The sequence below is a fragment of the Streptomyces roseofulvus genome, from assembly GCF_039534915.1.
GTDB classification, from domain to species: domain Bacteria; phylum Actinomycetota; class Actinomycetes; order Streptomycetales; family Streptomycetaceae; genus Streptomyces; species Streptomyces roseofulvus.
In genome coordinates, this window is record NZ_BAAAWE010000001.1 from 2,464,414 (window position 1) to 2,489,307 (window position 24,894).

Here is a 24,894-nt window from a genome sequence, read left to right on the forward strand (position 1 = left end):
GCCGCCGTCGCGAACCCGCCGTCGCTCCTCCGACGCGCCCCCGTCGCCCAGGTAGAAAGCACCCCCTCGCCATGCCCGTCCGCCGCCCCTCCCGCCTCATACGCCCCTTCCGTCACCGCCGGTCCGTCGTGACCGCGGCCACGGTCGCCGTGCTGACCGGCGGCACCCTCGCGGGCGTGCTGACGGCGACCTCCGGCGAGCAGGCGCCGGCCCACGCGGCCGCCGCCCCGCCGGAGGCGCGGACCCCGGTCGCCCCGCCGGTGCGGAAGCCCTCCGCCGAGCCGGTCCGGGGCACCGCCCGGGAGGCCCGTACCGCCGCACCGCTGTCGGTGGTGCAGTTCGTCTCCCACCCGGACGACGACCTGTACTTCATGAACCCGGACACCGCGCAGTCGCTCGCCGACCGGGTGCCGGTGACCACGGTGTACCTGACGGCGGGCGAGTCGAACGGCGTCAACGCCCGCGCCGGCCGGGCCGCGGCCGTGACCGCGCCGGACAAGCCGGCCTTCGCCGAGGCCCGGCAGAACGGCATCCGCGCCGCGTACGCCGAGATGGCCACCGGCGACCGCGCCGCCGCCTGGGACCGGACCGTCATCCCCACGGCCGGCGGCGGCGCGGCCGAGCTGGACGTCCTGCGGGCCCGGCCCGAGGTGCGGCTCGTCTGGCTCCAGCTGCGCGAGGCCGGCTCGACCTCCGCGGACCGCCCGGTGAGCCTGCGGGGCCTGTGGCACGGGCGGATCCCGGCGCTCGGCTCGCAGCTCTCCTCGGGCACGCCGGTCGCCGCGGACTTCGCGTACTCCAAGGAGCAGGTCGTCGCGACGCTGACGGGGCTCCTCGAACGCTTCCGGCCGACCTTCGTGCGCACCCTGGACCCGACGCCGGGCACCGACGCGCACACCGGCCGGCTGCGGGACCACCAGGACCACGCCTACGGGGCGCGGTTCGTGCAGGCGGCGCTGGCCCGGTACGCGGAGCGGCCCGGGCACCCGCGGGTCGGCGTGCAGAGCTACATGGGCTACCCGAACACGGATCTGCCCCGCGCGCTGGACAGCCGGACCGCCGAGGAGAAGCTGCGCAGCCTGAAGACGTACGCCTGGCTCGACGGGGAGGACTGCGGCAGCCCGGCGGGGTGCGGCGACCTGAAGGCGTCGGGGCGGCCGAGCGGGCGCGGCTGGACGGGGACCGTGCGGTACGCGCGCGGCTCGTCGACCGGCTGGCTGCAGCCGTCCGCGGACGGCGGTCTGGTGGCCTTCGGCGTCCAGGACGGGCGGCTCGCGACCTGGCACCGGGCGCCCGGCGGCGCCTGGCGGGGGCCGGAGCTGCTGCCGGGCGGCGGCCTGGACGGCGGGGTCGGTTCGGTGCGGCTGCCGGACGGGCGGATCGCGGTCTTCTCCACCCGGACGTCCTTCGAGGGCCCGGCCGGCTACCGGCGCGAGGTCGTCACGGTCGAGCAGACGGCGCCGGGCGGCCCGTTCGGGCCGTGGAGGTCGCTGGGCACGCCCGGGCAGCGGGACGAGGCCGACCGGACGCCGGACATCAGCGCGCCCGCGGTGACCGTGGACGGCACCGGGCGGGTCTCGCTCTTCCTGCGCGACGGCGACCACCGGCTGGTCGGCCGCGAGCGGACGCCCGGCGGCGCCTGGAGTCCGTGGCGGGCCCTGGGCGGGGCGGATCTGCACGGCGACCCGGTGGCGGCGACCGACGCCCGGGGACGCACGTACGTCTTCGCGGGCACTCCGCACTCGGTCCTGATGTGGACCGGCGCGTCGGACGGCGGCCCGGTGGCCGGCCCGCTGCCGACCGGCCTGGCGGCGACGACGCTCGCGCTGAGCGCGGGCCCGGCGCCGACCGGCGACGGCATCCGGCTGTGGTCCCGGGTGCCCGCCACCGGCGAGCCGCGGGCCGCGGACTTCTCGGGCACCGCCCGGCTGGCGCCGGTCGCCCCGCCGTCCGGCGGCATAGCGGGCTTCGGCCCGGTGAGCGCGGCGGACGGGCTCGTCGCGGTCCGGTCCCGTACGGGCCGGCTCGCGGTGGCCCCGATCCCGGGCGGCGGCACCTGGCGCCTCTCCGACTTCCCGCTGGCGGGCGCGCCGGCGGCGGGCCCGGGCGGGGTGGCCGCGCTCGGCCAGGACGGCCGGCTGCACTGGACGACCGGGCCGGCGCCGAGCCCGCGCGCCTGAGCCCCGCGCCTGGCCCCCGGGGCTCAGGCGTCGAGGAGGACCGGGAAGGACTCCAGGTCGTTCTGGGTCATCACCGGGAGCTTGCGCAGTTCCTCGTCCGGGACGGCGAGCCGCAGGCGCGGGAAGCGGGCGAAGAGCGCGGGGAGGGCGATGCCCGCCTCCACGCGGGAGAGCGCCGCGCCCGGGCAGATGTGCGGGCCGTGGCCGAAGGTCATGTGCCGGATGGGCGCCGGGCGGGTGATGTCGAAGGTGTCGGCGTCCGGGCCGTGCTGCTCGGGGTCGCGGCCGATCGCCCGGTACGAGATCACCACGCCGTCGCCCTTCGGGATCACCGCGTCGCCGACCTGGACGTCCTCGGTGGCGAAGCGCATCAGCAGGTGGGTGGTGGGGGTGTCGAAGCGGAGGGTCTCCTCGATCACCGCCTCCCAGGAGACCTCGCCGGCGAGCACCATGCGCAGCTGCTCGGGGTGGGCGAGGAGGGCGCGCACGGCGTTGAGGACGAGGCCGATGGTGGTCTCGTGGCCGGCGGCGACCATCGCCTTGAGGTTGCCGACGACCTCCTCCTCGGTGAGCGGCTCGCCGCCCTCGTCGGCGAGGATCAGCGCGGAGGTGAGGTCGTCGGTGGGCCGGGCGGTCTTGGCGCGGACGAGGTCCGTGTAGAAGACGTCGAGGTCCGCGAGGAGGGCGAGCCGCTCGTCCTGCGGGGTGAGCATCGAGAAGAACTTCTTGTACTGCCGGGTGAGCATGGCGTTCGCCTGCGGGTCGACGCCCATCAGCATGCCGACGACCCGCATGGGCAGCGGCTGCGCGAAGACGGACTTGAGGTCGACGACGGCGCCGTCCCGGCCGGCCTCCTCCAGGGCGTCGAGGAGCTCGGCGGTGAACTTCTCGATGTCGGGGCGGATCGCCTCCAGGCGGCGCGGGGTGAGCGCCTGGGAGGTCTTGGTGCGCAGCCGGCGGTGTTCCTCGCCGTCGACGGTGAACATGGACCGGCCGGCGTCGATCATGCCGATGAGCGGCCAGGCGTGGGTGACGGTCCCGTTCGTCCACAGGCTCCAGGCGTCGAGGTCCTTGACCAGCCGGGTGTCGACCAGGAGGCGCCGGGCGTCGGCGTGGCGGGTGACGGCCCAGGCGGGCACGCCGAGCAGGTCGATGCGGGCCAGCGGTCCCGCCGCGCGGATCCGCTCGGTCTCGCCGTCGAGGTCCTGGACCATCGGGTCGATGACGACGGGGGCACCGGCGGCTGCGGCCTGGGCGGCGGCGTGCGGGCAGGTCACGAGAGGTCTCCTGTGGTGGGGACGGGGGTGAACCGGACGGGCAGGGCGGTGGTGCCGCGCAGGAAGGCGGACGGGCGGCGGACCAGTTCCTCCTCGGGGACGGCGAGTTCGAGGTCGGGCAGCCGGTCGAGCAGCACCTCGATGCCGGTCCTGGCGATGATCTCGGCGATCTCCTGGGCGGGGAAGGGGCAGCGGTACTCGCCGTGGCTGAAGGCCAGGTGGGCGCCGCTGCCGCCGCGCCGGGAGGGGTCGCCGCCGGGGGCGCCCTGGCGGATCAGCGGGTCGGTGTTGGCGGCGCCGAGGCCGAGCAGCAGCAGGTCGCCGGCCTTGACCAGGCGGTCGCCGAGGCGGGTGTCCCGGACGGGCCAGCGGCCGGCCAGGATCTGGGTGGGGCCCTCCTCCCACAGCACCTCGGTCATCGCGTCGGGGACGCTGCGGCGGCCGCGGGCCATGGAGTCGGCGAACTCGTCCTCGGTGAGCATCAGCCGGACGGAGCTGCCGATCCAGTCGGCGGTGGTGAGGTGACCGGCGGCCGTGATGGCCATCAGGTCGAGCATGTACTCCTCGTCGGTGAACTCCTCGGGGTGGGCGAGCATCCGGCTCGTGACGTCGTCGCCGGGCTCGGCGCGCTTGGCGGCGACCAGCCGGGCCATGTGCTCGCCGAACTTCCGGTGCGCGCTCTGCGCCTCCGGGCCGCCGTCGGCGAGGTCCTTCAACACCCGGGCGATGGCGGCGCCTTCGTCGTCGGGGAAGCCGACGAGCCGGGCGAGGACGAGGACCGGGAAGGGTTCGCAGAAGGCGGCGACGAGGTCGGCGGTGCCGCGGCCGCAGAACTCGTCGATCAGCCGGTCGGCCAGCTGCTCGCAGTGGCCGCGGATCTCGAAGGGGTCGACGGCCTCCAGGGCCGGCACCACCATCCGGACGTGGCGCCGGTGTTCCTCGCCGGCCGTGAAGTAGATGGAGGGCACGGGCTGGCCGACCATGGGGAGCAGCGGCCAGTCGGCGGGGATGTGCGGCCACTGGTTCCACAGCGAGACGTCCCGGGGGAAGAGTTCGGGGTCGCTGGTGACCTGGTGGATCTCGCGGTAGCCGACGACCAGCCAGGCGGGGAAGCCGCCCGGGAGTTCGACCGGGACGACGGAGCCGTGGTCGCGGCGCATGGCCCGGTAGACGGCCTGCGGGTCGGTCTGGAAGCCGGGTCCGGAGAGCGGGACGGCGGCGGGGCACCCGGACGGAAGGGCCGGATCGGGTGCGGATCCGGCGGTGGAGGTGCGCGTCATCAGTCCTGTCTCCTGTGGCGTACCTGTGGGGTGGCACGGCCGATGCGGCCAACGCGTGGTCACTATAGGGAGGTTGTGTGACGCCGGAACGGTCGATGCCGATCTATCTCGTTCTCCGAACGGCAAGATCAGGTCATTTGGGCGGAGGGAAGACGATTTTCCGTCAGGTCGACGGGTGTCGACGCGGCACGGCGGCGGGGGAATGCGGGACGGTGGTCCCATGAACTGGACACTGGAAGTCGTCCCCGTCCCCGTCACCGACCTGGACCGGGCCAAGGAGTTCTACGCCGAGCGGTGCGGCTTCGCCGTCGACCTGGACGACGAGGTCGCGCCCGGAATGCGCATCGTCCAGCTGACCCCGCCGGGCTCCCGCTGCTCGATCGCCCTGCTCTCCGGCATGCCGCCGATGCCCGGCACGAAGACCACGGCCCCGGGCGGCCTGCACGGCCTCCAGCTGTGCGTCACCGACATCGAGGCGGCCCGGGCCGCGCTCGTCGAGACGGGCGTCGACGTCTCCCCGGTGATGCACGTCGGCCCGAACGGCTGGGAGGAGGGCAAGGGCGAGACCTGGAACTCCTTCCTCTCCTTCGAGGACCCGGACGGCAACGGCTGGGTCGTCCAGGAGGCACCCTCGGAGCTCGCCGAGCGCTGAGCCCTACGGCCCCAGCTCCACCAGGAACCGCACCGGACCGCCGTCCCCCTCCCCCACGCGCCGCATCCCGGCCCGCTCCATCACCCGGTGGGAGGGGACGTTGGCGGGATCGGCGTCGCCCCGCAGCACGGTCGCCCCGGCCTCCCGGGCGATGCCGACCACCGCCGCGAGCGCCTCGGAGGCGTACCCCTTCCCCCGCTCCCCCGGCACGATCCCGTACCCCACGGTCACGCCCCCGTCGGGGCCCGGCGGCCCGTGGAAGCCGATCCCCCCGACGACGAGCCCGCCGTCCCGCACCCGCACCTGGTACGTCCGGAAGACCCCCGGATCCCCGTCCTCGGCGCACCGCCGCAGAAACGCGCGCACGGAGGCGAGGTCCCCCACCCCCGGATACCCCTCCGCCCACCGCTCCCCCGGCAACGGCGCCCGCGCGGCGATCCGCTCCCCCTCGGGAACGGTCAGGGGACACAGCAACAGCCGCTCGGTGGCGACGGATTCGATCTTCATCCGGGCAGTCTGAGGAATCCCCCCGCCCGGGGCAAGGGGATTCCCGACGGCACGGCCCGTCAGAGCACCGGCAGGTTCTTGCGCAGCTCGAAGGCGGTGACCTCGGAGCGGTACTCCTCCCACTCCTGCTTCTTGTTGCGGAGGAAGTGGCGAGCCTCTCCGCCGACCTCGGGCTCCTGCTGCTGATCCCGGTCGCAGCGGCCAAGGACTGGTGACTACTGGTGGGCGTTGGTGCCTCTGGGCCACCCTCGGACGGCCCAGAGACGGCCCAAATCTCCACTGCACGCAAGTCTCGCCACCAGCAGCGCTCTTCCTCGCCGAGTGGGCACGCACCGCTCTGCTGAACGCACTGCCTCTTTTGCCTGCGTTGGCTGATCGTTGACTGCCACGGCTTTATGAGTTCGATCCGCGCCCGCCACCCCGTATTTGCCGATGGGTGTGGTGACTACGTGGGGACACGATCGTGCGTCGCTGTTCATTTTCGTTGATGTCAGCCGTGAATATCGAACGCCATCGGCACGCCACCCTAGGGGATGAGCGACTCCGGCACCTACATTCCCGCCCACGCTGAACTGCTGGCAGATCTGGGCACGCAGAGGCATTGCAGACCCTTACATGCGTACCTGATCACTAAGAATTACCTCACAAACCAGCAGCCTCACAAGGTCAATGTCAGGCCAAAGCGATTCAGCTTCATCACTTTGAGGCAGAAGAGCCGGAGTTTCCTGGTATTTCGGATCATCTTTTGCGTGTACGATTCGGTTCCTGATTCTGTATACGCGCTCTGCAACCTGGTGAGTCAGTGGCGTTTGTCGATTATCTAGATTAATATTCTCTTCGATTCCCTTAATTGGCCCTTGCTTCGTGAAGTGCTTACCCCACTGATTCTCCTTGAAGAAATCTGCAAGGATGTCACCCCTCACAAATTCATCGAGAAGCATCTTAAGGTGGGCTGCTTCCGATGCTGTTGCGGCGCTCTCACCGACATTGAGCAGCCGCATCAAATGCTTGTCATTGTGTCGGTTGAAAAGCGGGTTGGTCAGTTCGCGTTCAATTTTCTTGAGCGCGCTCCTCCTTCCCGCAGCCGGGAAGAAACTTTCCAGGACCTGATAGTACGACAAAAATGCGAGCGGAGGGTTCTCTGTGGCGCTTCCGGCGAAGCGGAATAGCACAGAAATCTCGGGTTCGATCGCAACTTCCGGAAAGCGCACGATCTGCTCCGGCTGTTCGGCGTTCGCGGGGCGCCGTCGATCTGCTTGACTGGGCCACTTGGGCGGTCGCATATTCAGGTGGTTACGAACGTCGAGTTCATACAAAAGCGATGCGACGAGCGGCTCCGCTGCGGTCTCAATCTCCTCTGCCTTCATAGGCCTGTCAAAGAATATGCGCAGTGAGGCCGTATACCGGGGCCTCGCACTGAATCCGTAATTGGCTAGGGCGTGGCAGGCCGGAGAAGGGCCGGAGATCTCGATGCAAGCGTCATTACCGGTCAGATGAATTTTGAACGGCCGGCGCCCCTCTCGGAATCCCTCGAAATACAGAGAGGAGGAGTTGTCGGAGTCGTGGCTTCGAGTGCAGTCGCTATCGGCCCTGTCGGCGACCAGTGTTGACAGCCTCCTTGCGACATAAGGAGAGGGCATCTGTGTTTGATTAGGCCCCAGGAGCACTTCTAGATAGCCGTCGGACGGGATCGCAATGCCAGCCCACTTTTTTGTATGCTCGACCTTCTTTTCAAGTTGACTGAGAAGCGTAGCATGGTGAATTTTGGGGAGATGCACTTCGCGACGTACCGGTGCATTCCATTTTGGGTGCGCAGAGAACTCAAAGGAGCTGGGTCTTTTATTTACCAGGCCGATCTTGTGTTCCGCCAGCGCCCGAATCATTCGGTGCTCTGAGGCCGTTTCCGCCGACACCGTCTGCGGACTCTCTTCTAGTTCATTGTCTTCCGGCGACTCTACGTCGCCCCAGTCTTCTTCGTGATCCGGAGTGGTCATGGATCCCCCATCTGTTGACTAAGTGAAGGGTAGCCGGAGCCTGCGGGCAGCGAAGCAGGTTTGGCCGGTGTCCTGCCCGGTCTAGGGTCCAGCATGAGCAAGGGGCCGTACCCTTGTGTCAATTCTCAAGGCTGATTGGCGTGCAGCAGCCATCATTGCTCTGACCTGCATGTTCCTCAGGACCATGGCACTGCCGTCAGATCCCGGTAGACGCATGGCCCATAGCGGCACAAAACCGCCCCTTCTCCGGGCGCCGCCTCGCTCGCTCTCGGCAGACATTGGGCGAGCAGTCACGGAAGCGAGAGAGTCACATGGCTAAGTCATCTGCGCTCGCCCCCCGTTACGCTGGCCATCAGCAGCCGACGATCTGGGAGTGTGGGCCGAGGATGGGACCCAAGACGCAGAGGGTCTACGAGACGATCCGATCCTGGATCGAGGCCGGCCGGTACGGCCCTGGCGACAAGCTGCCCTCCGAGCGGACGCTGAGCGCTGAGCTTGAGATCGGCCGTACGGCGCTGCGTCAGGTGCTCGCCCGTTTGGCGAATGAGCACTTCATTAAGGCTCACGACCGCAGCTCCTACCGCGTCCTCGGCGGCGAGAGCGTCCCGACGCCGGCGGAGATGGAGCCGTGGAAGATCCACGGCTCTCGCCACGTCTACGAGAACCGGTGGGTGAACCTGGAGCTGGTCGACGTCGAGCCTCCCGGGGTAGACCGCTTCGAGCACCACGTTGTCCGGCTCTTCCGCGTAGCGATCACCGCCGTGATCGATGACCAAGACCGCGTCCTCATGCTGTGGCGCTACCGCTTCGTGCCACAGCAGTGGGGTTGGGAACTGCCCGGCGGAATCGTGGACGCCGGCGAGGACGCCGCCACCACGGCGGCCCGCGAGACCGAGGAAGAGACAGGTTGGCGCCCCGGCCCCGTCGAGCACGTCGTCAGCTACCAGCCGATGATCGGCATGGTCGACTCGCCGCACGAGATCTTCGTGGCCCGTGGGGCCGAGAAGGTCGGCGAGCCGACCGACGCCGAGGAGGCCGGCGAAATCGCCTGGATCCCCCTCGGCGACATCCCGCGCCTCATGTCCGAGGGCAAGCTCATGGGCTCGGGCACGCTCGTGGCCCTGCTCCACATCCTCGCCTCCCGGGCTAGAGGCGACCGGTAAGCAGCTCCACCCGCCGGCGGTACCGCACGGAACCCGTGCGGTTCGCCAGCAACCTGGCCTTCTGGAGGTGGGTCCGCGCTTCCTCCAGCTCGCCGCGGGCGAGGTGCGCCTGGGTGAGGTCACAGTGGATGCCGGAGTTCGCGCGTACGAAAGTCTCGTCGGCGCTTCGGAGCGACGTGTACAGCGCCTCCATCGCTGAGGCATCCCCGAGCTTGGCCAGGACGTTTCCCCGCCACCTCGACAGGTGGCCGGTATTGAGGAAGATGCTCAGCATGTCGGCGTCGCGGACCTCGCCGTCGTCCGGTAGGAGCGCGGTCGCCCGGTCAAGCGCCGCCCTCGCTGCCGACTCCATCTCCGGACCGCCGGCGGCGGCGCACAGCTCCGCCTCGGCCGCCGCCAGCCACGCCCGCAGGCGGGGTGACTGGCGTTCGGGGTGGGTACGCTGTGCGTCTCGGACCAGCTCGACCGCCAGTTGAGGCCGTCCTGCGTCCGCGAGTACGTACGCCTGCTCGCCCATGGCGTGCGCCAGGTACAGCGGAGACTCGGCGTCCTGGGCCGCCTTCTTGGCGAGCTCGTACCGCCGCCATGCCCGATCCACTGCGCCCGCGTCCAACGCCTGCCAGGCGGCGAGGGTGGATGCTCCCGCGAGGGCAGTCGCGATGGGCCGCCGCGTCCCCGGCAGCACGGCGAAGGTCAACGCTTCCTCCATCGCCGCCAAGTGACCGTTCATCTGGTCGACGAGGCCGGTCGCGCCCATCTGTCGGTCCATGGTGCGCAGTAGCTCCGTCTGGGCCAGGAACGCCGGGACCATGGACTGACTCAGGCTGCCGGCCGCATCGATCCGGCTCAGCAGGTCCGCGTAGCCGTCCGCCTGAGGCTCGGGGGTCTCATCCTCACCCCGTAGCTCGGCGTCCGTGGCGCCCAGGAGCGGTCGCAGGATCGCGGCGTAGCGGTCCGTGATGGTGCGTCGCCCGTTCTCCCACTCCGACACGTAGGTCTTGAGGCTCGCCGCCGAGGCGATGTCGAGCAACCGCTGCTCCGCGAACCGCCGCATCTCGTGAATCAGCCGGTCCTGCGACCACCCTCGCGCGGTCCGGATCGCCTTTAACCCCTTAGCCACGCCGCCTCCGCAAAGCCGCAGGTGAGAGCTGGTTAACACCCCTGAGGTTAACCGCAGTTGGCTACCGAGGCGCCCCACTTGAGCCGTTCTCTGGAAGAGCACACCGACACGCACCCCGAACCAAGGGGTTGCATCTGGTGCGCACCAGATGCCAATCTATTGGTGCGCACCAGATGGGCCGCAAAGGCCCAGACGGCGTGTGCTCAAGGCGGGGACGCTGCAATCCCGCTGAAGGCCAGGGGACAGGGCTTCGGCCCGACTGGCGAGGTGGCCCGGTGACCGCGAGCAACGGCCGGAGAGTGGGGACACGGTCCCCCTTGCAGTGCTCCATCCCTGTTGCCCGACGCCGAGGAGGTCCCGACGTTCCGACGAAGAACCCAGGCGCCGCCCCTGCTGGACCGGCAGGCCGGCCGCGCCCACCGCGTCGCCTGACCACCGCAGCCGCTCGCTGCGGCCGGTTGCCTCCTCCGCCCGTCCGGGCCCCTCCGCGGGGTTGCCGTACGGGCGGGGTCGAGGGGAGCCGGAGACGAACCCCCGAGCTTCAACGGCGTGAACCCCCGGTGTTCGAGCACCGGGGGTTCGGTACGGGCCGTTTCCACCCCTTGCTGTGAAGGGAGCACGACCCATGAAGTCCATCATCACACTCCCCGCCACCTCCCAGGCGCTGGCGTTCGACGGTGAGCCGTCGGCCGCGGAGCTGGACGCGATCGAGCTGGAGCTGCCGCTGATCGCGGCGGAGGTCGACCTCCTCGACGTGGAGATCATGACGCTGGACCGTCCGGCGACCGAGCTGGACGAGCGGCGCGTGCGCCGGGCCCGCCACCGGGTCCTGGTCGAGCGCCGGAACCTGACCAACCGGTTCGCCGCGGAGTCGGGCGGTGCGGCGTGAACGCCCGGACGCTCTCGGACCTGGCGGCGCCGTTGACGGCGCTGGTCGCGATGGACGCGAGGTTCTCGCACCTGCCGGCGCCGAACGTGGACCTGTGCCCGGTCTACCCGGACCGTCTGCGCCTGTCGCTGCACGACGGTCTCGGCGCGTTCGAGGCGTGGCGCGAGGCCCTGAACATCGACCCGGCAGCGGTTGTTCACCGCGTTCAGGGCGGCGGCGGGACACGGGTGCTGAAGGTTCACGGCCACTTCGCCGGCGCCGACATCGAGCTGGTCGGCTTCACCCCCGTCCCGGAGCTGGAGGCGGCCGAGCTGGGCTTGGGGACGGTGTCGTGAACGCTGTTCAGATCCGTTCAGCCGAGCAGGCGCTGAACGTGGGCACGTGGCTGATCGTGTGCGGGGCGATGCTGTACTCGGTCCTCACCGTCACCCCTTTGATGCGGGCCCACACCGTCGACGAGTGGGACTGGACGGCCCCCATCCTCCCCATCGTCGTGGACGCCGCCGTCGTCATCGTCGTGCGTCTCGACTCCGTCCTGGCCCGCCTGGGCGGGGAGGGCGGGCGGTGGCCGGTGGTGCTGCGGTGGATGACCGGCATCATGCCCCTCGCCCTGAACACGGCGGACTCGGCGTTGAGGAAGGACCTGGTCGGAGTGGCCGTGCACGCGGTCGCACCCCTCCTCCTCATCGTCACCTCCGAGACCGGCCTCGCCTACCGCCGCGCCATCACGGCCGCCGTGAACGGCCTGGAAGAGCGCGAGCGGGCCGAGCGCCGGCGCCGTGAGCAGGAGGCCCGCGAGCGGGCCGAGGAGGCCGAGCAGGCCGATCGGCGGCGGGCGGACGAGGAGGAGCGGCGGGAGCGCGAGCGCCGCGAGTTCGACGCCCGGATGGCCCGTGAACAGCGCGAGCATGAGGCGGCGCTGGCCCGTGAACAGGCCGAGCGCGAGGAGCGTGCGGCGCAGGTGGAGCGGGATCGGCTCGCGGCCGTCGAGCGGGCGGAGCGGGAGGCGCGTGAACGCGCTGAACGCGAGCGTGAACAGCAGCGCTTGGACCGTGAACGCCGTGAACGCGAGGCCGCCCAGCGCGCCGAACAGGACCGCCGGCAGGCCGCCGAGCAGGCCGCCCGTGAACAGCGTGAACGGCAGGAGCGGGCCGAGCGTGAACGCGCCGCGCTCCTCGCCGCCGGGCCCGTGAACGGCAAGCAGCCCGAGGAGCAGGCCCGCCGGACCGTGGCCGCAGCGTTCGCCGCCGGGGTGCCGGTGCGGCAGGCGGCCGAGCTGTGCGGCTGGTCCGTCGGCTGGGTCTCCACCCGCTACCAGGAACTCCGCGACACCACCCCGGCCTTGGAAGGAGCGTCCCGGTGAAGCTCTCCCCGCACACCAACCCGCCCGAGCCCGACAACCTCCTCATCCGGTTCCACAACCAGACCGGCGCCGCCGTCGACGTCACCGGCAACAAGCACGGGCACTCCTCGCGATGGCACTGCCACGGCTGCGGCGACCACTCCAGCGAGCACGGCCTCGCGTTCGCCCGCGACGAGGCGAACGACCACGCCGCCACCTGCCGAGCCTCGCACCACCGGCTCAGCTGATGGCCGGCCTGCCCGTCTACCGGTGGCGTCTGGCGCCGGAGGGGCTGGCGACGTTCCGGCAGCTCCGGGCGATGGGGCTGCGGCCCGGTGGTCAGCCGGTCGTGGCCCAGCTCGAACGCCCCCGCCGCCGACGCGGCCCGCTCGTCGCCTACCTCTACCGCATCGACCTCGCCCGCCCCGTCCGCCCGATGACCCCGGCCAAACGGGCCGCACTGGCCCGGGCGAACGCCGCCCGCCGCATCTGCCCGGCCTGCGGGCGGGACGCCGGATACCGCATCCCGCCCTCCCTCGGCATGTGCGTCCCGTGCGCGGACGCCCCCGCCGCTCTCGCTGCCTGACCTGGAGGTTCCCGTGCAGAACGCCCAGTCGCAGGGCTCGCTGATGTACGTGCTGACCCTGTCCACCAGCCGTGGTCAGGGCACGGTAACCGGCACGTACAACCCGGCCGTCGGGGAGACCCGCCTCGACGCCTACGGCTCGATCCGCCGGCACGCCCTGACCATCTACCCGCACCTGCAGGACGCGACCGTCGTGTTCTTCTCCCTGGAGCCCAACACGCTCTGACCTGCACCTTTCCCTGGCCGCCCCACCTTCTCTGGGGCGGCCTCCTTCGTCCGCTCGTGCAAGGGAGTGCATCCCGTGTCTCGTCGTTCTCGTCCCCGCACGGTGCAGGTGCCCCCGGGTGCCACCACCGTCCGCATCCCCACCCAGCGTGGCGCCAAGAACGCCCCGCCGGTCGTCGTTCTCGTCTCCGAGCCCCGCCCGTCACTGTCGTTCCGCCTCGCCCGAGCGGCCGGCGGCTGGGCGTGGAAGCACCGCGCCGCGTGGGCGCCGACCGGCTATGCCGTCCTCGCCTACGTCCTGACGGCCGTGGTTCACGCGGTCGCGCCGTGGATGGTCTACGTCCTCGCCCCGGCCGCCCTGGTCCCGCTGCTGGCCCTGGCGTGGGTGCGGGCCAAGCACCCGGCGCGGGTCGGGGAGCGTCCCGGCCGTCTCCTGACCGCCGCCGTCCTTACCGCGCTCGCCCTCGGCTGGGCGGCCGCGACGGTCCACTACGGCCCGCTCACCGTCCCGCTCGCCTGGACGTGGGCGGGGCTGACCCTCGCGGTGCAGGTGTTCTGGCTCGTCGTCCGCCGCTCGAAATGACCTGAGGAGACCCCGTCATGGCCCAGATCCCGAACCCCAACGCCCGCCGCACCACCCGCACCAACACCAACCGCGCCAACGGCAACGGCGGCGGCAACAAGTCCGACAAGTTCGCCAACGCCGGCGCCGCCGTGGGCGGGTTCGTCGGCGCGATGGGCGGCTCGTTCATCCCGCCGGTCAACGTCAACGTCAACCGCACCACCGTCAACGGCAACGGAGGCGGCGGTGGGCGCCGGCCGCACCCGCAGGCCCTCATGCCTGAGCCCGACTTCAGCTCCCCGGCGCAGGTCCGCGCCTACTGCAACCACCTGCGCGCCACCGCCGTCGCGCTGTCGATCGAGGTCGCCATGGGCGCGGAGATCCTGAAGAGCGTGCTGGCGGCGGTGCCGGACCCGGAGGGCCGGATCGGCGGCTCCCGGATCCGGGCCGCGAAGGTGGCCCGCAAGCTCCAGAAGTCCGCCGACGAGCTGCGCAACGCCGCCAAGCTCGCCGCCGCCACCTACTCCACGTTCCAGCAGGAGTACCGCGAGGAGATCAACCGCGTCCGCCACCACGCCCGCCCCCGCGCTCAGCAGCGCATGAACTGGGTTCAGCAGTAATCCGAGTCGGAAGGGAGGTCCGGTCATGGCCGGACGCAAGCACACGACCATAGACGTACTCGACGACCACGGCGGCTCCACCGGCGGGACGATCACGGCTTACCTGCTCCACCGGGCGAAGCCGCACCTGCCGCCGTGGCTCGGGGTCGCCGGAACCGGCCTGGCCGGAGTCCTCGGCAATCTGCGGTGGGCCGACAGCGCCGCTGCCGGCGCCGGGCTCACGCTCGCCTCCGTTGCCCTGACGGGGGCGACGTGGTGGATCGGCCGCAACACCTCACAGCAGCGCCGCCTGCACTCCGCGATCACGGTGGCGGCGGGGTCGGCGTGGCTGACCGCCGCCTGCCTGGCCGGGCCGACCGCCGGGCCGCTGGACGACCTGTTCCTGATGGGCGGGCCGGTGCTGGCGCTGTCGTGGAACGTGCGCCTGGCCATGCGCCGCACCGACGACTCCCCGGCCGCCGGTGGCGGGGACAAGGGCCTGCTGGAGAAGGTGGGTCTGGCCCGCGCGGCGATCGGGGCGACCAAGATCGAGCCGAACCGGGTCACCGCGCAGATCGCGCTGGAGCCCGGAGAGCAGACCACCGAGGACGTGTCCAAGGTCCTGCCGCGGCTCGCGTCCGCGCTGGACCTGCCGACGACGGCGCTGCGGTTCATGCCCAACGCCGACTCCGCCCGCCGCGGCGAGCTCGTCATCGTCCCCGAGGACATGCTCGGCGAGGTCGTCGAGTACGACGGCCCGTCCAACCTGGGCGGGTCGATCGCGGATCCGCTGGTTATCGGCCGGTACGACGACGGCTCCCCGCTCATGCTGTGGCTGCCCGGAGACCCCGAGCAGGGCCGCAACGCCACCCACCTCCTCATCGCCGGCGGCACCGGGTCCGGCAAGGGCGACGGCGCCCTCAACGTCCTCACGGAGATCGTTTCCCGCACCGACGTCAACGTGTGGCTGTCCGACCCCAAGTCCTTCCAGGACTTCCGGCCGCTCCTGCCCGCGTTCGATTGGGCCGAGGAGGGCGGCGCGGGCACGGAGGCGATGGTGGAGGCGCTCCAGGCCGTCATCCCCGCCCGGACCCGCTGGCTGGGCGCCCACCGCTACCGGCAGTGGACCGTCCAGGCCGCAGGCCGGCAGACCGACCCGGCGCACTCCTGCCGCCCCGACGGCAGCGCGTGCGGCTGCGAGGGCATGGCGTTCCTGGTCGCCTGGTTCGAGGAGGCCGCCAACACCCTCCGCGCGCTCGGGGACGACGCGTTCACCGGCATCGCCCAGGAGGCCCGAGCGGCCGGCGTCTCCCTGGTCGTCTCCCTCCAGCGCCCGAGCTACGACCAGATGAGCACCAGCACCCGCGCCTCCCTGCCCTCCGTCCTCGCGTTCGGCTGCGACCCCCGCGACGAAGGGTTCGCCCTGCCGGAATCGGTCCTGGACGCCGGCGCCCATCCGGGCGCGTGGGGGAACCGGCGCCCCGGTTACTGCTACCTGGTCTCCGCCGGTATCCCGGAGGACCGTTACCCCGCCCCGGGGCGGACCCGGCAGTTCACGACTCGCTCGATGGACGTGATGGAGGAGTTGGCGGACTGGGCCGCCGCCCACGGCGCCCCCGTCGACCCGGTCACCGTGAAGGCTGCTGAGGCGACCGTCGGCAACGCCTACACCCACCGCACCCACCACACCCACAACGGCCTGGCGGTCGCCTCCACCACCGCCCCGCACCTGACGGCGGTGGACACCGTCGAGGAAGGCGAGGAGATGACCGAGGGCACGTGGCTCGACGCGGAGGACGACGCCATCGACCCCGACGCCGACCTGCCCGGCGACGAAGCGGGCGACGACGCCCCCCTCTTCGGACAGGAGAAGGGCTACAAGCCCACCCCGGAGGAGGCCCGGGTGCTCTTCGAGGAGGCGCTGGAGGAGTTCGAGACGGCGGGCCGGATGATCGTCGGCCCGAAGGACTTCTCCGACTGGTGCGAGACCCACGGCTACAGCCGCCCGTGGATCTCCGCCCGCCTCAAGGACGCCGCCCTCGACGGCCGCCTGGAACCCACCAACCAGACCGGCCGCTGGCGGATCGTCCCCGCCCTCGCCGCCGCCTGACACCCGCGTGACGCCCTGACACCGTCAGGGCCCGTGACACCCAAACCCTTAGGCGGGAGCGGGTGTCACGCGCCCTGACACCCCAGCCTGACATCCCCCTGACACCGCCGTGACACCCCGGCACGCGGGCCCGTGACACCCGAGTCGCGGGCCCGCCCCACACCCCGAGAAGGGCCCCGCCATGCCCGACCACACCCACACCCCGGCACCCCTCATCCACCACCCCATCCCGATCCCCACGCCCACCCACGCCGTCGTCCCCACGGCGCCGGCCGGGCTCCCCGCGGTCACGTCCGTTCAGCTCCCCGACGGCCGGATCGTCACCGGCTACACCCTCACCCCCACCCCGGCCACCCCCGCCCGTCCGGTCGGGTCGGTTCCGGCGTGGGCCAAGACCACCGCGCTCCTCGCGCCGACCGTCGGCGGCGGCACCGCCGCCGCCGGCATCGGACTCTCCTACGCCGCCCCGGGACTCATCGCCATGAGCCAAGCCCTGTGGTCCGCCGCCGCCCTCGTCGTCGCCGCCGTCATCGCCGTCCCCCTCGCCCTGCGCACCGCCCGCCGCACCCTCACCGGCAACAGCGGGGGTGGGGGATCGGTCCGGACGACCACCCACATCACCCAGAACATCACCTCCACCGGCCTCTTCGGCCGCGCCAACGGCACCATCAACCACCACTGAGGAGTCTCGTGCGCCTACGCATCCGCGTCGCCCACTGGCCTCGCCGCACCCTCATCCTGACCGACACCCCACGCCCCAACTGCCCCAACTGCGACGGCGAGGGTGGACACAACCGGGACTACGGCGACTATGAGACCGGCGAGTACGCCGGAACGGAGTGGGACCCCTGCCCGTGCTGGGACGAGGACCGCCGCTGGGCCCTCCTCCCGATCCCGCGCCTTCCCCGCCGCCGACAGCCCCACGTCGATCCGTGGAGCAACGACTACAGCGACGAACCGCCGTTCTAGCCCGAGTTAGGCGTGGTTCCTAGGACGCCAGGGGGAAGCCGACGAAGCCGGTCTCCGACTGGTAGACGAGGTGGACTCCCTGCGAGGCCAGCAAGTCCTTCAGGTCGGAGCTCGGTTCGCTCGGCAGAAGTACAGCCACGCGAAGCCCATCGCCCTCGAACTTTTCCACGTGGCGCCGGTAGTCCATCAACTGGCCGAGTGCGAGCCGAATGTTGTGCCGGGTGGTGAGCCCCTTGCCCTCATACAGCACGTGGTCGGTGACGTCGTAGAGATCCGGCGTCAACGCGCCCGGCTCTCCCGCGATCGTGATCTGGAACGTCTTGTGCTGGTGGCCGGCCGCAACGAGGTGCTTCTTGAACGCCTCGACCAGCAGCCCTTCGCGGAGGTTCACCGTTTTCGGCCCCCCAGCCACATTGGCGACCGTCTGAGAGACCGTGAACTGCTCAGAGTTCTTCGTCTTGACGCTCGTCTGGCTCGGGATGGCCGGCGGCGAAGGCACGTCGATCTCTTCGAGAGTCGTGTCCGCGGCCGCGTGCAGCCAGTCCTGCTCCTGCCACACCGGCGTCGTACCAGGGGCCGGACGCAGGCGGAAGACCAGGACGGTCCGCTTCTTCTTGTCCTCGCCAATGCCGGTCCGGGTGACGTACGGGGTGATCGGGTCGACGACCATCTGCCCGATATACCGCTGCTGCGTCTGTCCAGAGCCCGGCACCTTGCCATGAGCCACGAAGAGGTGCACGTCACGGCCGGCTGCGGCGTGGTCGTGCAGGGACCTGTTCCTGCTCTTCAGCTCCTGGTGTCCCGACTTTCCATAGCCGGTGTACAGGTACAGCGGCCCGTACTCGTCGTCCTCGGCTCGCCCGTCGAAGGTGTAGCCAAACGCCTCGCCCGCGGCCGGATCGGAGTAGACGATCACCTTCTTCGCTGCCACGGCCGGCTCGATGCCCTGGAAGGTCCCGCAGCCGAACGCCGCTGCGATCTCCTCGCGCGTGGTCAACATCCCCGGCACAAGCTCAAAGGTCGTCTTCATAGCCGAAGACCCTACGCGCCCCCTCTGACACCTCTCACAGCTTTCAGTCGCAGCACGAAGGGCGGCCCCCGTCTCGCCAAAGCCTGGGGCCGCCCTCGTGAACCAGCCCGCTTACACCGAACTGGAGGAATCCAGCATGACTCAACCGCACCGCAGCGGGCCAGCGGGCGGCGATCTGCCGCCCATCGACATCCCCGGCCTGGGCCTGCTCGCCCACGCGATCGCCGCCGCCGAACGCGGCTGGCACGTCTTCCCGCTCCGCCCCCGCGACAAGCGCCCCGCCGGCCACCCCGAACGCGACTGCCCCCGCACCGGCCGGTGCGCCACCGGGCACCGCACCCCGGAACAGCGGGCCACCACCGACCCCGACCTCCTCGTCGCGGCGTGGACCCACGCCCCCTACAACGTCGGCATCGCCACCGGCCCGTCCGGTCTCCTCGTCGTCGACCTCGACACGCTCAAGGCGGACGACGAGGAGGGAACGCCTGACGGCGTCGCCAACTTCGAAGCGCTCTGCGAGCGCGCCGGACACGCCGTCCCTCTCACCCACCGCGTCCGGACCGCTCGCGGCGGCATGCACCTGTACTTCACCCAGCCCGACGGAGCCCGGCTCGGCAACACCGCCGGGCGGCTCGCCAAGCACGTCGACACCCGCGGGTGGGGCGGGTACGTCGTCGCCCCTGGCAGCAGCACCCCGAACGGCACGTACGAGATCCTCGACGGCCGCCCGCCGGTCCCGCTGCCCGACTGGCTCCACAGCGCCCTCACCGCCCCGCGCGGGCCCGTCCGTACGGCGAACCCGGCTCCGGTCGTCGTCCTCGGCGGCGGGTCCCGTGCCGCCGAGGTGGCGCTGGAGCGCGAGACCGCCGCCGTCCGGGCGGCCGAGAAGGGGCGCCGGAACGCGCAGTTGCTGGCGTCCGCCCGCGCGGTGGGGCGGTTCGTCGCGTGGGGCGACATCCCCCGGCACGTGGCCGAGGAGGCTTTTCAGGCGGTGGGGGAGGCGGCCGGACTGTCCGCGTCCGAGTGCCGCGCCACGATCCGCAGCGCGCTCGACTGGTCCATCCGCACCGCTCGCCCGCGGCCGGCCGCCGCATGAGCCACCCCGAATCCCCTGCCCTGAAAAGCCCTACCGCCACCACGCACCGGCCCGCGGTCGCCGCACCGGCGCCGCCGACCGACGCGGTGGGCGCCGAGAAGGTCGTCGCCGAAGGCGTCCCTTCTAGCCCTGACCCGCAACCGGCCGACCACCCCGACCACAGCCCCGCCCCCGAACTCACACGGAGGGACACCCGCATGCCCGAGCCCATCGACGGCGCCGCCCTGCTCAACGAGGTGGAGGCGTTCCACCGCCGGTTCAACGTCTTCCCCCGGGAGGGCGCTTACGTCGCCGTCGCGCTCTGGGACGCCCACGCCCATCTCCTCGACGCGTTCGACTCCACCCCCAGGATCGCGTTCCTTTCCCCGGAGCCCGGCTCGGGCAAATCCCGCGCCCTGGAGGTCGTCGAGACCCTCGTGCCGCGGCCGATGCTCGCGGTGAACGCGCGGGCCGCCGCCCTGTTCCGGTCCGTGTCCGACCCTGCCGGACGGCCGACGATCCTCTACGACGAGATCGACACCGTGTTCGGCCCCAAGGCCGGCGACAACGAGGAGCTACGCGGCTTCCTCAACGCTGGACACCGCCGCTCCGGCGTCACCTACCGCTGCGTCGGGGACGGCGGCAACCAGACCGTGGTCGAGTTCCCCTCCTACAGCGCCGTCGCCGTCGCCGGACTTGGTGGTCTCCCGGACACGATCACGACCCGCTCCGTCATCATCCGCATGCGCCGCCGAGCCCGGAACGAGAAGGTCGAGCCCTTCCGCGCCCGCCTCCACGAGGCCGAGGGCAACAAGCTGCGCGATCGGCTCGCCCAGTGGGCCGATCAGGTCCACAAGGACATCGCCGGACGTTGGCCCGAGATGCCCGACGGCGTCACCGACCGGGCCGCCGACGTGTGGGAGCCCCTCCTCGCCGTCGCGGACGCCGCCGGCGGCGACTGGCCCAAGCGGGCCCGTGAGGCATGCGTTGAGCTCGTCAACGCCGCCCGCGCCGACGACAAGGGCTCCATCGGCATCCGGCTGCTGACCGACCTCCGCGACCACGTCATGGTCGGCATCGACCGCCTCCCCACCGTCGCCATCCTCGACCGGCTCTGCGCGCTGGAGGAGGCCCCCTGGGCTGACATGGCCGGCCGCCCCCTCGACTCCCGGGGACTGGCCAAGATGCTCGGGGAGTACATGACCACCGACAACACCCCCATCAAGGCCCGGAACATCAAGACCGCCGGCGCCGTGCTGAAGGGGTACTACTCGGCCGATCTGTACGACGCCTGGGAGCGCTACTGCCCCCCTGTCCTCCTGAGGGCCGCTACTTCCGCTACCACCGCTACCCCGCAGGTCAGCGAGCCGGAAACGGTAGCGGAAAACCTCTTCACGTCCGCTACCTGATCCGCTACCCCGCTACCCGCCCCGGCCGCCCGCGCCGGGGCCGGTAGCGCATCCATCCGCTACCGCTACCCCATCCGCTACCCCTGATCATGCCCCTGACCAGGGCGGTAGCGGAGGTAGCAGAAGTAGCGGACCTGACAGGTATGGGGCCGAAGCCCGAAGCCAGAGGAGAGCCAACGTGGCATCCGCCGTATCCACCCTGCGGTCCGGACTCCCCGACCGCTACCTCACCCCCGAGGACATCTCCTCGATGTTCTCGGTGCCCATCGAGACCGTCTACCACTGGCGCAAGCAGCGCACCGGCCCGCCCGGATTCCGCGTCGGCCGCCACGTCCGCTACGACCCCGTCGCCGTCCAGGCGTGGGTCGCTGAGCAGAGCGAGCTCGACGCCGCCGCTTGAACCGTCCCTCACCGGCCCGTGCCTCTCCCTTCGCGGGGCGGCACGGGCCTTTCCCGTACGCCGAAAGGAACCGCACCCACCCATGGCCGGCCATGTCCAGGACCGCTGGTACAAAACCGAGATCGACGCCGACGGCAAGGAGCGCCGGGTCAGGACCGACCGCTATGGCCTCGGACTCCGTTACCGGGCCCGCTACATCGGTCCCGACGGCACCGAGAAGTCCAAGAGCTTCCCGGACAAGCAGAAGCGCCTCGCGGACAAGTGGCTCTCCAACATCGAGGCCGACATGAGCCGCGGGCAGTACATCGATCCCTCCGCCGGACGGATCACGTTCCGGCAGTACGGCGAGAAGTGGCTCGCCTCCCAGACGACGGACCCCACGACGCGCACGACGGTGGACGTCCACCTCCGGCTGCACGCGTTCCCGTACCTCGGGACGCGGCCGATTGACTCGTTCCGGCCCGAGCACATCCGCGAGTGGCTCGCGGCGTTGGAGAAGGCCCTTCCCGTGTCCTCGTATCGCCGGGTCATCTTCGCCAGCGTCTCCGCCGTGCTCGCTGCGGCCGTGGACGACGAACTGCTGGCCAAGAACCCGTGCAAGTCGCGTTCGGTCCGGCCGCCGGCCCCGGTCGAGCCGCGGGTGAGGCCGTGGACGGCGGAGCGGGTGTTCGCCATCCGTTCGGCGCTCCCCAAGCGCTATCAGGCAATGGTCGACATCGGCGGCGGCTGCGGTCTCCGTCAGGGCGAGATCTTCGGACTGGCGGAGGAACATGTCAGGTTCGACACCGGATGGCTCCACATCGCGAATCAGGTGAAGGTCGTCAACGGGCATCTCGTCTTCGGCCCGCCGAAGCGTGGAAAGGAGCGGGACGTCCCGCTCCCCCGCCAGGTCGCCCGCGTTCTCCGCGAGCACGCCGAGGAATTCCCGCCCGTCGACGTCTCCCTGCCGTGGTTGAAGCCGGACGGGCCGCTCGTCACGAAGCGGCTGTACTTCTCGCTCACCGGCGGCGGCGCCGTGCGCCGGACCGATTTCAACACCCGCGTGTGGAAACTCGCCCTCGTCCAGGCCGGCGTGATTCCGGAGCCCGAGGAGGGCGCGCGTCACCAGGCGGCCCGCGAGCACGGAATGCACGCGCTGCGGCACTTCTACGCGTCCGTCCTCCTCGACGCCGGCGAGAACATCAAGGCGCTCAGCTCGTACCTCGGTCACGGCGACCCCGGGTTCACGCTCCGGGTCTACACGCACCTGATGCCGAGCAGCGACGGACGGGCCCGCCGGGCCGTGGACGGCCTCTACGAGGGCCCCGGTTCGACGTCTGACGGCCCAGGGACGGCCCCGGCCGAGTAGGACGGCTGAGGGCCGACGGTTCACGACCGTCGGCCCTCAGCCTCAGTTCCAGGGGCTACCCGCCCTGAACTGCACTTACAGCACCGGCAGGTTCTTGCGCAGCTCGAAGGCGGTGACCTCGGAGCGGTACTCCTCCCACTCCTGCTTCTTGTTGCGGAGGAAGAAGTCGAAGACGTGCTCGCCGAGGGTCTCGGCGACCAGCTCGGACTTCTCCATGAGGGCGATCGCCTCGCCGAGGTTCTGCGGCAGCGGCTCGATGCCCATCGCGCGGCGCTCGGAGTCGGAGAGCGCCCAGACGTCGTCGTCGGCGCCGGCGGGGAGCTCGTAGCCCTCCTCGATGCCCTTGAGGCCGGCGGCGAGGAGGACGGCGTAGGTCAGGTACGGGTTGGCGCCCGAGTCGATGGAGCGGACCTCGACGCGGGAGGAGCCGGTCTTGCCCGGCTTGTACATGGGGACCCGGATGAGCGCGGAGCGGTTGTTGTGGCCCCAGCAGATGTACGAGGGGGCCTCGCCGCCGGAGCCGGCCGTGCGGGAGGAGCCGCCCCAGATGCGCTTGTACGAGTTGACCCACTGGTTCGTGACGGCGGAGATCTCGCCCGCGTGCTTGAGGAGGCCCGCGATGAAGGAGCGGCCCACCTTGGAGAGCTGGTACTCGGCGCCGGACTCGTAGAAGGCGTTCCGGTCGCCCTCGAAGAGGGAGAGGTGGGTGTGCATGCCCGAGCCCGGGTAGTCCGAGAACGGCTTCGGCATGAAGGTCGCCTGGACGCCCTGCTCCAGCGCCACCTGCTTCATGACCAGGCGGAAGGTCATGATGTTGTCGGCGGTGGAGAGCGCGTCGGCGTAGCGGAGGTCGATCTCCTGCTGGCCCGGGGCGCCCTCGTGGTGGGAGAACTCGACCGAGATGCCCATCGACTCCAGCATGGTGATGGCCTGGCGGCGGAAGTCCATGCCCACGTTCTGCGGGGTGTGGTCGAAGTAGCCCGAGTTGTCGGCCGGGGTGGGCCGGGAGCCGTCCAGCGGCTTGTCCTTCAGCAGGAAGAACTCGATCTCGGGGTGGGTGTAGAAGGTGAAGCCCAGGTCGGACGCCTTCGCGAGGGCCCGCTTGAGGACGAAGCGCGGGTCGGCGAAGGACGGGGAGCCGTCCGGCATGAGGATGTCGCAGAACATCCGGGCGGTGCCCGGCGCCTCGGCCCGCCAGGGCAGGATCTGGAAGGTGCCCGGGTCCGGCTTGGCGATCATGTCGGACTCGTAGACGCGTGCGAAGCCCTCGATCGCGGAGCCGTCGAAGCCGATGCCCTCGTCGAACGCCTGCTCAAGCTCGGCGGGGGCGACGGCGACCGACTTCAGGAAGCCGAGCACATCGGTGAACCAGAGGCGCACGAAGCGGATGTCGCGCTCTTCGAGCGTACGGAGCACGAATTCCTGCTGCTTGTCCATTTCCACACCCATCCTCGCTGGTCAGGCCGCCTGCTCCCACCGCCTCGGGTACATCGGGGGGCACCTGAGCATCCCACCACATGGTTTCGCGCACGTTGCACACCCATACTGCCTGTCCGGGTGTGACACAGGTAACCGAGGACCTCCGGAAGTCGTACCCCGTTCGGCCCACGGAGCCCTCCCGCCCACTACGATCTGCGCCCATGGGAGCCCTGCGGCTCGAACGCCCGTACCGGCACGCGCGTCCCATGGCACTGGTGAGTGCCGTGGCGACGCTCCTCGCCGCGCTCTTCGTCTGTCTGGGGAGCGGTCCGGGCGGACCGGGCGGCCATCCGGGGCACGACCGGGCCGCCGGCACGGCCGCCGCGGCCTCCCCGGGCCCCGCCGCCACCCCCGTCCCCGGGCCCGGCCGGGCCGCGTACGTGTGCCCGTACGACCGGGGCGACTGCTCCCTCTTCCCGTCGCTCTCCCCCGCGGTGCTGAGCGCCCCGCCCCTCGATCCGCCGCTGCACGCGGAGGACCGGCTGCCGCGCGTGGACGCGCGCGCCGGCGACGGTGCGGCGGGCGGCCCGGGGGTCCGGCCGCGCGCCCCGGACCTGCACGTCCTTCAGGTTCTCCGGACCTAGGCCGTCTCTTCCGGATCACGCCGGGCTCGCGACGCCTGGCACGCACCCTCGCGGCGTTGTCGTCGGTCGCCAACGCTCCGCGTTGACTCCCTCCTCCGCCTTGCGAGCGCACGC

General features: G+C 71.1%; 26 protein-coding genes and 1 pseudogene. 19 read left to right on the forward strand and 8 right to left on the reverse strand.

The genetic code is table 11. From position 1 onward, the window contains the following. Positions 1 to 128 precede the first annotated feature (128 nt). Entirely contained in the window at positions 129 to 2,180 is a 2,052-nt protein-coding gene (locus ABFY03_RS11325) for a PIG-L family deacetylase (protein WP_346169815.1), read from the forward strand. Between the two features lie 23 nt (positions 2,181 to 2,203). Here ABFY03_RS11325 and ABFY03_RS11330 read toward each other — a convergent pair whose 3' ends face one another. Further along, on the reverse strand, positions 2,204 to 3,457 hold the full coding sequence (locus ABFY03_RS11330) for a cytochrome P450 family protein (protein WP_319011864.1): 1,254 nt from the start codon (positions 3,455 to 3,457) through the stop codon (positions 2,204 to 2,206). Continuing rightward, a complete protein-coding gene (locus tag ABFY03_RS11335) occupies positions 3,454 to 4,737 on the reverse strand; it encodes a cytochrome P450 family protein (RefSeq protein ID WP_386723540.1) in 1,284 nt (427 codons plus the stop codon). The genes ABFY03_RS11330 and ABFY03_RS11335 overlap by 4 nt, the downstream gene beginning before the upstream one ends. 220 nt (positions 4,738 to 4,957) lie before the next feature. On the opposite strand from ABFY03_RS11335, the gene ABFY03_RS11340 reads away from it, so the two are divergent. Then, positions 4,958 to 5,389: a VOC family protein gene (locus tag ABFY03_RS11340; protein WP_319011863.1), complete on the forward strand. Its 432-nt coding sequence runs from the start codon at positions 4,958 to 4,960 to the stop codon at positions 5,387 to 5,389. Positions 5,390 to 5,392: 3 nt separating this feature from the next. Here the strand turns inward: ABFY03_RS11340 and ABFY03_RS11345 are convergent, their stop codons facing one another. The 3 genes and pseudogenes from ABFY03_RS11345 to ABFY03_RS11350 form a co-directional block, all read right to left on the reverse strand. Further along, complete coding sequence (locus ABFY03_RS11345) at positions 5,393 to 5,896, reverse strand: GNAT family N-acetyltransferase (protein WP_319011862.1); 504 nt, start codon at positions 5,894 to 5,896, stop codon at positions 5,393 to 5,395. 59 nt (positions 5,897 to 5,955) lie between these two features. Then, positions 5,956 to 6,042: pseudogene (locus ABFY03_RS37915) on the reverse strand (glutamine synthetase); the annotation flags it as partial. Between the two features lie 465 nt (positions 6,043 to 6,507). Then, complete coding sequence (locus ABFY03_RS11350) at positions 6,508 to 7,890, reverse strand: hypothetical protein (RefSeq protein ID WP_346169816.1); 1,383 nt, start codon at positions 7,888 to 7,890, stop codon at positions 6,508 to 6,510. 386 nt (positions 7,891 to 8,276) lie between these two features. Between ABFY03_RS11350 and ABFY03_RS11355 the strand changes: the two genes are divergently transcribed. Continuing rightward, complete coding sequence (locus ABFY03_RS11355) at positions 8,277 to 9,053, forward strand: NUDIX domain-containing protein (RefSeq protein ID WP_346169817.1); 777 nt, start codon at positions 8,277 to 8,279, stop codon at positions 9,051 to 9,053. Here the strand turns inward: ABFY03_RS11355 and ABFY03_RS11360 are convergent. After that, entirely contained in the window at positions 9,037 to 10,173 is a 1,137-nt protein-coding gene (locus tag ABFY03_RS11360) for an NsdA family TPR-like regulatory protein (protein WP_346169818.1), read from the reverse strand. The genes ABFY03_RS11355 and ABFY03_RS11360 overlap by 17 nt on opposite strands. Positions 10,174 to 10,798: 625 nt before the next feature. On the opposite strand from ABFY03_RS11360, the gene ABFY03_RS11365 reads away from it, so the two are divergent. The 11 genes from ABFY03_RS11365 to ABFY03_RS11415 all read left to right on the forward strand — a co-directional run bounded on the left by ABFY03_RS11365 (position 10,799) and on the right by ABFY03_RS11415 (position 17,455). After that, positions 10,799 to 11,062, forward strand: a complete 264-nt coding sequence (locus ABFY03_RS11365) for a DUF6284 family protein (RefSeq protein ID WP_346169819.1) — start codon at positions 10,799 to 10,801, stop codon at positions 11,060 to 11,062. Continuing rightward, on the forward strand, positions 11,059 to 11,397 hold the full coding sequence (locus ABFY03_RS11370) for a hypothetical protein (protein WP_346169820.1): 339 nt from the start codon (positions 11,059 to 11,061) through the stop codon (positions 11,395 to 11,397). The genes ABFY03_RS11365 and ABFY03_RS11370 overlap by 4 nt, the downstream gene beginning before the upstream one ends. After that, complete coding sequence (locus tag ABFY03_RS11375) at positions 11,394 to 12,425, forward strand: DUF2637 domain-containing protein (protein WP_346169821.1); 1,032 nt, start codon at positions 11,394 to 11,396, stop codon at positions 12,423 to 12,425. The genes ABFY03_RS11370 and ABFY03_RS11375 overlap by 4 nt, the downstream gene beginning before the upstream one ends. Continuing rightward, entirely contained in the window at positions 12,422 to 12,652 is a 231-nt protein-coding gene (locus tag ABFY03_RS11380) for a hypothetical protein (protein ID WP_346169822.1), read from the forward strand. Before ABFY03_RS11375 ends, ABFY03_RS11380 begins: the two co-directional genes overlap by 4 nt. After that, complete coding sequence (locus tag ABFY03_RS11385; RefSeq protein WP_346169823.1) at positions 12,652 to 12,990, forward strand: RRQRL motif-containing zinc-binding protein; 339 nt, start codon at positions 12,652 to 12,654, stop codon at positions 12,988 to 12,990. The genes ABFY03_RS11380 and ABFY03_RS11385 overlap by 1 nt, the downstream gene beginning before the upstream one ends. A 13-nt stretch (positions 12,991 to 13,003) precedes the next feature. Continuing rightward, on the forward strand, positions 13,004 to 13,216 hold the full coding sequence (locus ABFY03_RS11390; RefSeq protein ID WP_346169824.1) for a hypothetical protein: 213 nt from the start codon (positions 13,004 to 13,006) through the stop codon (positions 13,214 to 13,216). Between the two features lie 75 nt (positions 13,217 to 13,291). Next, on the forward strand, positions 13,292 to 13,798 hold the full coding sequence (locus tag ABFY03_RS11395; protein WP_346169825.1) for a hypothetical protein: 507 nt from the start codon (positions 13,292 to 13,294) through the stop codon (positions 13,796 to 13,798). Between the two features lie 17 nt (positions 13,799 to 13,815). Continuing rightward, positions 13,816 to 14,397: a plasmid transfer protein TraA gene (traA, locus tag ABFY03_RS11400; protein ID WP_346169826.1), complete on the forward strand. Its 582-nt coding sequence runs from the start codon at positions 13,816 to 13,818 to the stop codon at positions 14,395 to 14,397. 25 nt (positions 14,398 to 14,422) lie between these two features. Continuing rightward, positions 14,423 to 16,486, forward strand: coding sequence for a plasmid transfer protein TraB (traB, locus tag ABFY03_RS11405; RefSeq protein ID WP_346169827.1), 2,064 nt, complete (start codon positions 14,423 to 14,425; stop codon positions 16,484 to 16,486). A 181-nt stretch (positions 16,487 to 16,667) separates the two neighbouring features. After that, positions 16,668 to 17,168, forward strand: a complete 501-nt coding sequence (locus ABFY03_RS11410) for a hypothetical protein (RefSeq protein ID WP_346169828.1) — start codon at positions 16,668 to 16,670, stop codon at positions 17,166 to 17,168. A gap of 8 nt (positions 17,169 to 17,176) precedes the next feature. Further along, positions 17,177 to 17,455 (forward strand): hypothetical protein, encoded by a 279-nt coding sequence (locus tag ABFY03_RS11415; RefSeq protein WP_346169829.1) that lies wholly within the window; start codon positions 17,177 to 17,179, stop codon positions 17,453 to 17,455. Between the two features lie 19 nt (positions 17,456 to 17,474). On the opposite strand, the gene ABFY03_RS11420 is transcribed toward ABFY03_RS11415, so the two are convergent. Beyond that, positions 17,475 to 18,485: an SRA domain-containing endonuclease gene (locus tag ABFY03_RS11420; RefSeq protein ID WP_346169830.1), complete on the reverse strand. Its 1,011-nt coding sequence runs from the start codon at positions 18,483 to 18,485 to the stop codon at positions 17,475 to 17,477. Between the two features lie 136 nt (positions 18,486 to 18,621). Here ABFY03_RS11420 and ABFY03_RS11425 point away from each other — a divergent pair, with 136 nt between their 5' ends. The 4 genes from ABFY03_RS11425 to ABFY03_RS11440 all read left to right on the forward strand — a co-directional run bounded on the left by ABFY03_RS11425 (position 18,622) and on the right by ABFY03_RS11440 (position 22,717). Beyond that, complete coding sequence (locus tag ABFY03_RS11425) at positions 18,622 to 19,581, forward strand: bifunctional DNA primase/polymerase (protein ID WP_346169831.1); 960 nt, start codon at positions 18,622 to 18,624, stop codon at positions 19,579 to 19,581. A gap of 197 nt (positions 19,582 to 19,778) precedes the next feature. Then, complete coding sequence (locus tag ABFY03_RS11430; protein WP_346169832.1) at positions 19,779 to 20,969, forward strand: DUF3631 domain-containing protein; 1,191 nt, start codon at positions 19,779 to 19,781, stop codon at positions 20,967 to 20,969. Between the two features lie 178 nt (positions 20,970 to 21,147). Next, positions 21,148 to 21,369, forward strand: coding sequence for a helix-turn-helix transcriptional regulator (locus tag ABFY03_RS11435; protein ID WP_346169833.1), 222 nt, complete (start codon positions 21,148 to 21,150; stop codon positions 21,367 to 21,369). Positions 21,370 to 21,451: 82 nt separating this feature from the next. Further along, positions 21,452 to 22,717, forward strand: a complete 1,266-nt coding sequence (locus tag ABFY03_RS11440) for a tyrosine-type recombinase/integrase (RefSeq protein ID WP_346169834.1) — start codon at positions 21,452 to 21,454, stop codon at positions 22,715 to 22,717. Between the two features lie 75 nt (positions 22,718 to 22,792). Here the strand turns inward: ABFY03_RS11440 and ABFY03_RS11445 are convergent, their stop codons facing one another. Continuing rightward, positions 22,793 to 24,154: a glutamine synthetase family protein gene (locus ABFY03_RS11445; RefSeq protein WP_030755173.1), complete on the reverse strand. Its 1,362-nt coding sequence runs from the start codon at positions 24,152 to 24,154 to the stop codon at positions 22,793 to 22,795. A gap of 203 nt (positions 24,155 to 24,357) precedes the next feature. On the opposite strand from ABFY03_RS11445, the gene ABFY03_RS11450 reads away from it, so the two are divergent. Further along, complete coding sequence (locus tag ABFY03_RS11450; RefSeq protein ID WP_346169835.1) at positions 24,358 to 24,780, forward strand: hypothetical protein; 423 nt, start codon at positions 24,358 to 24,360, stop codon at positions 24,778 to 24,780. Positions 24,781 to 24,894: the final 114 nt, after the last annotated feature.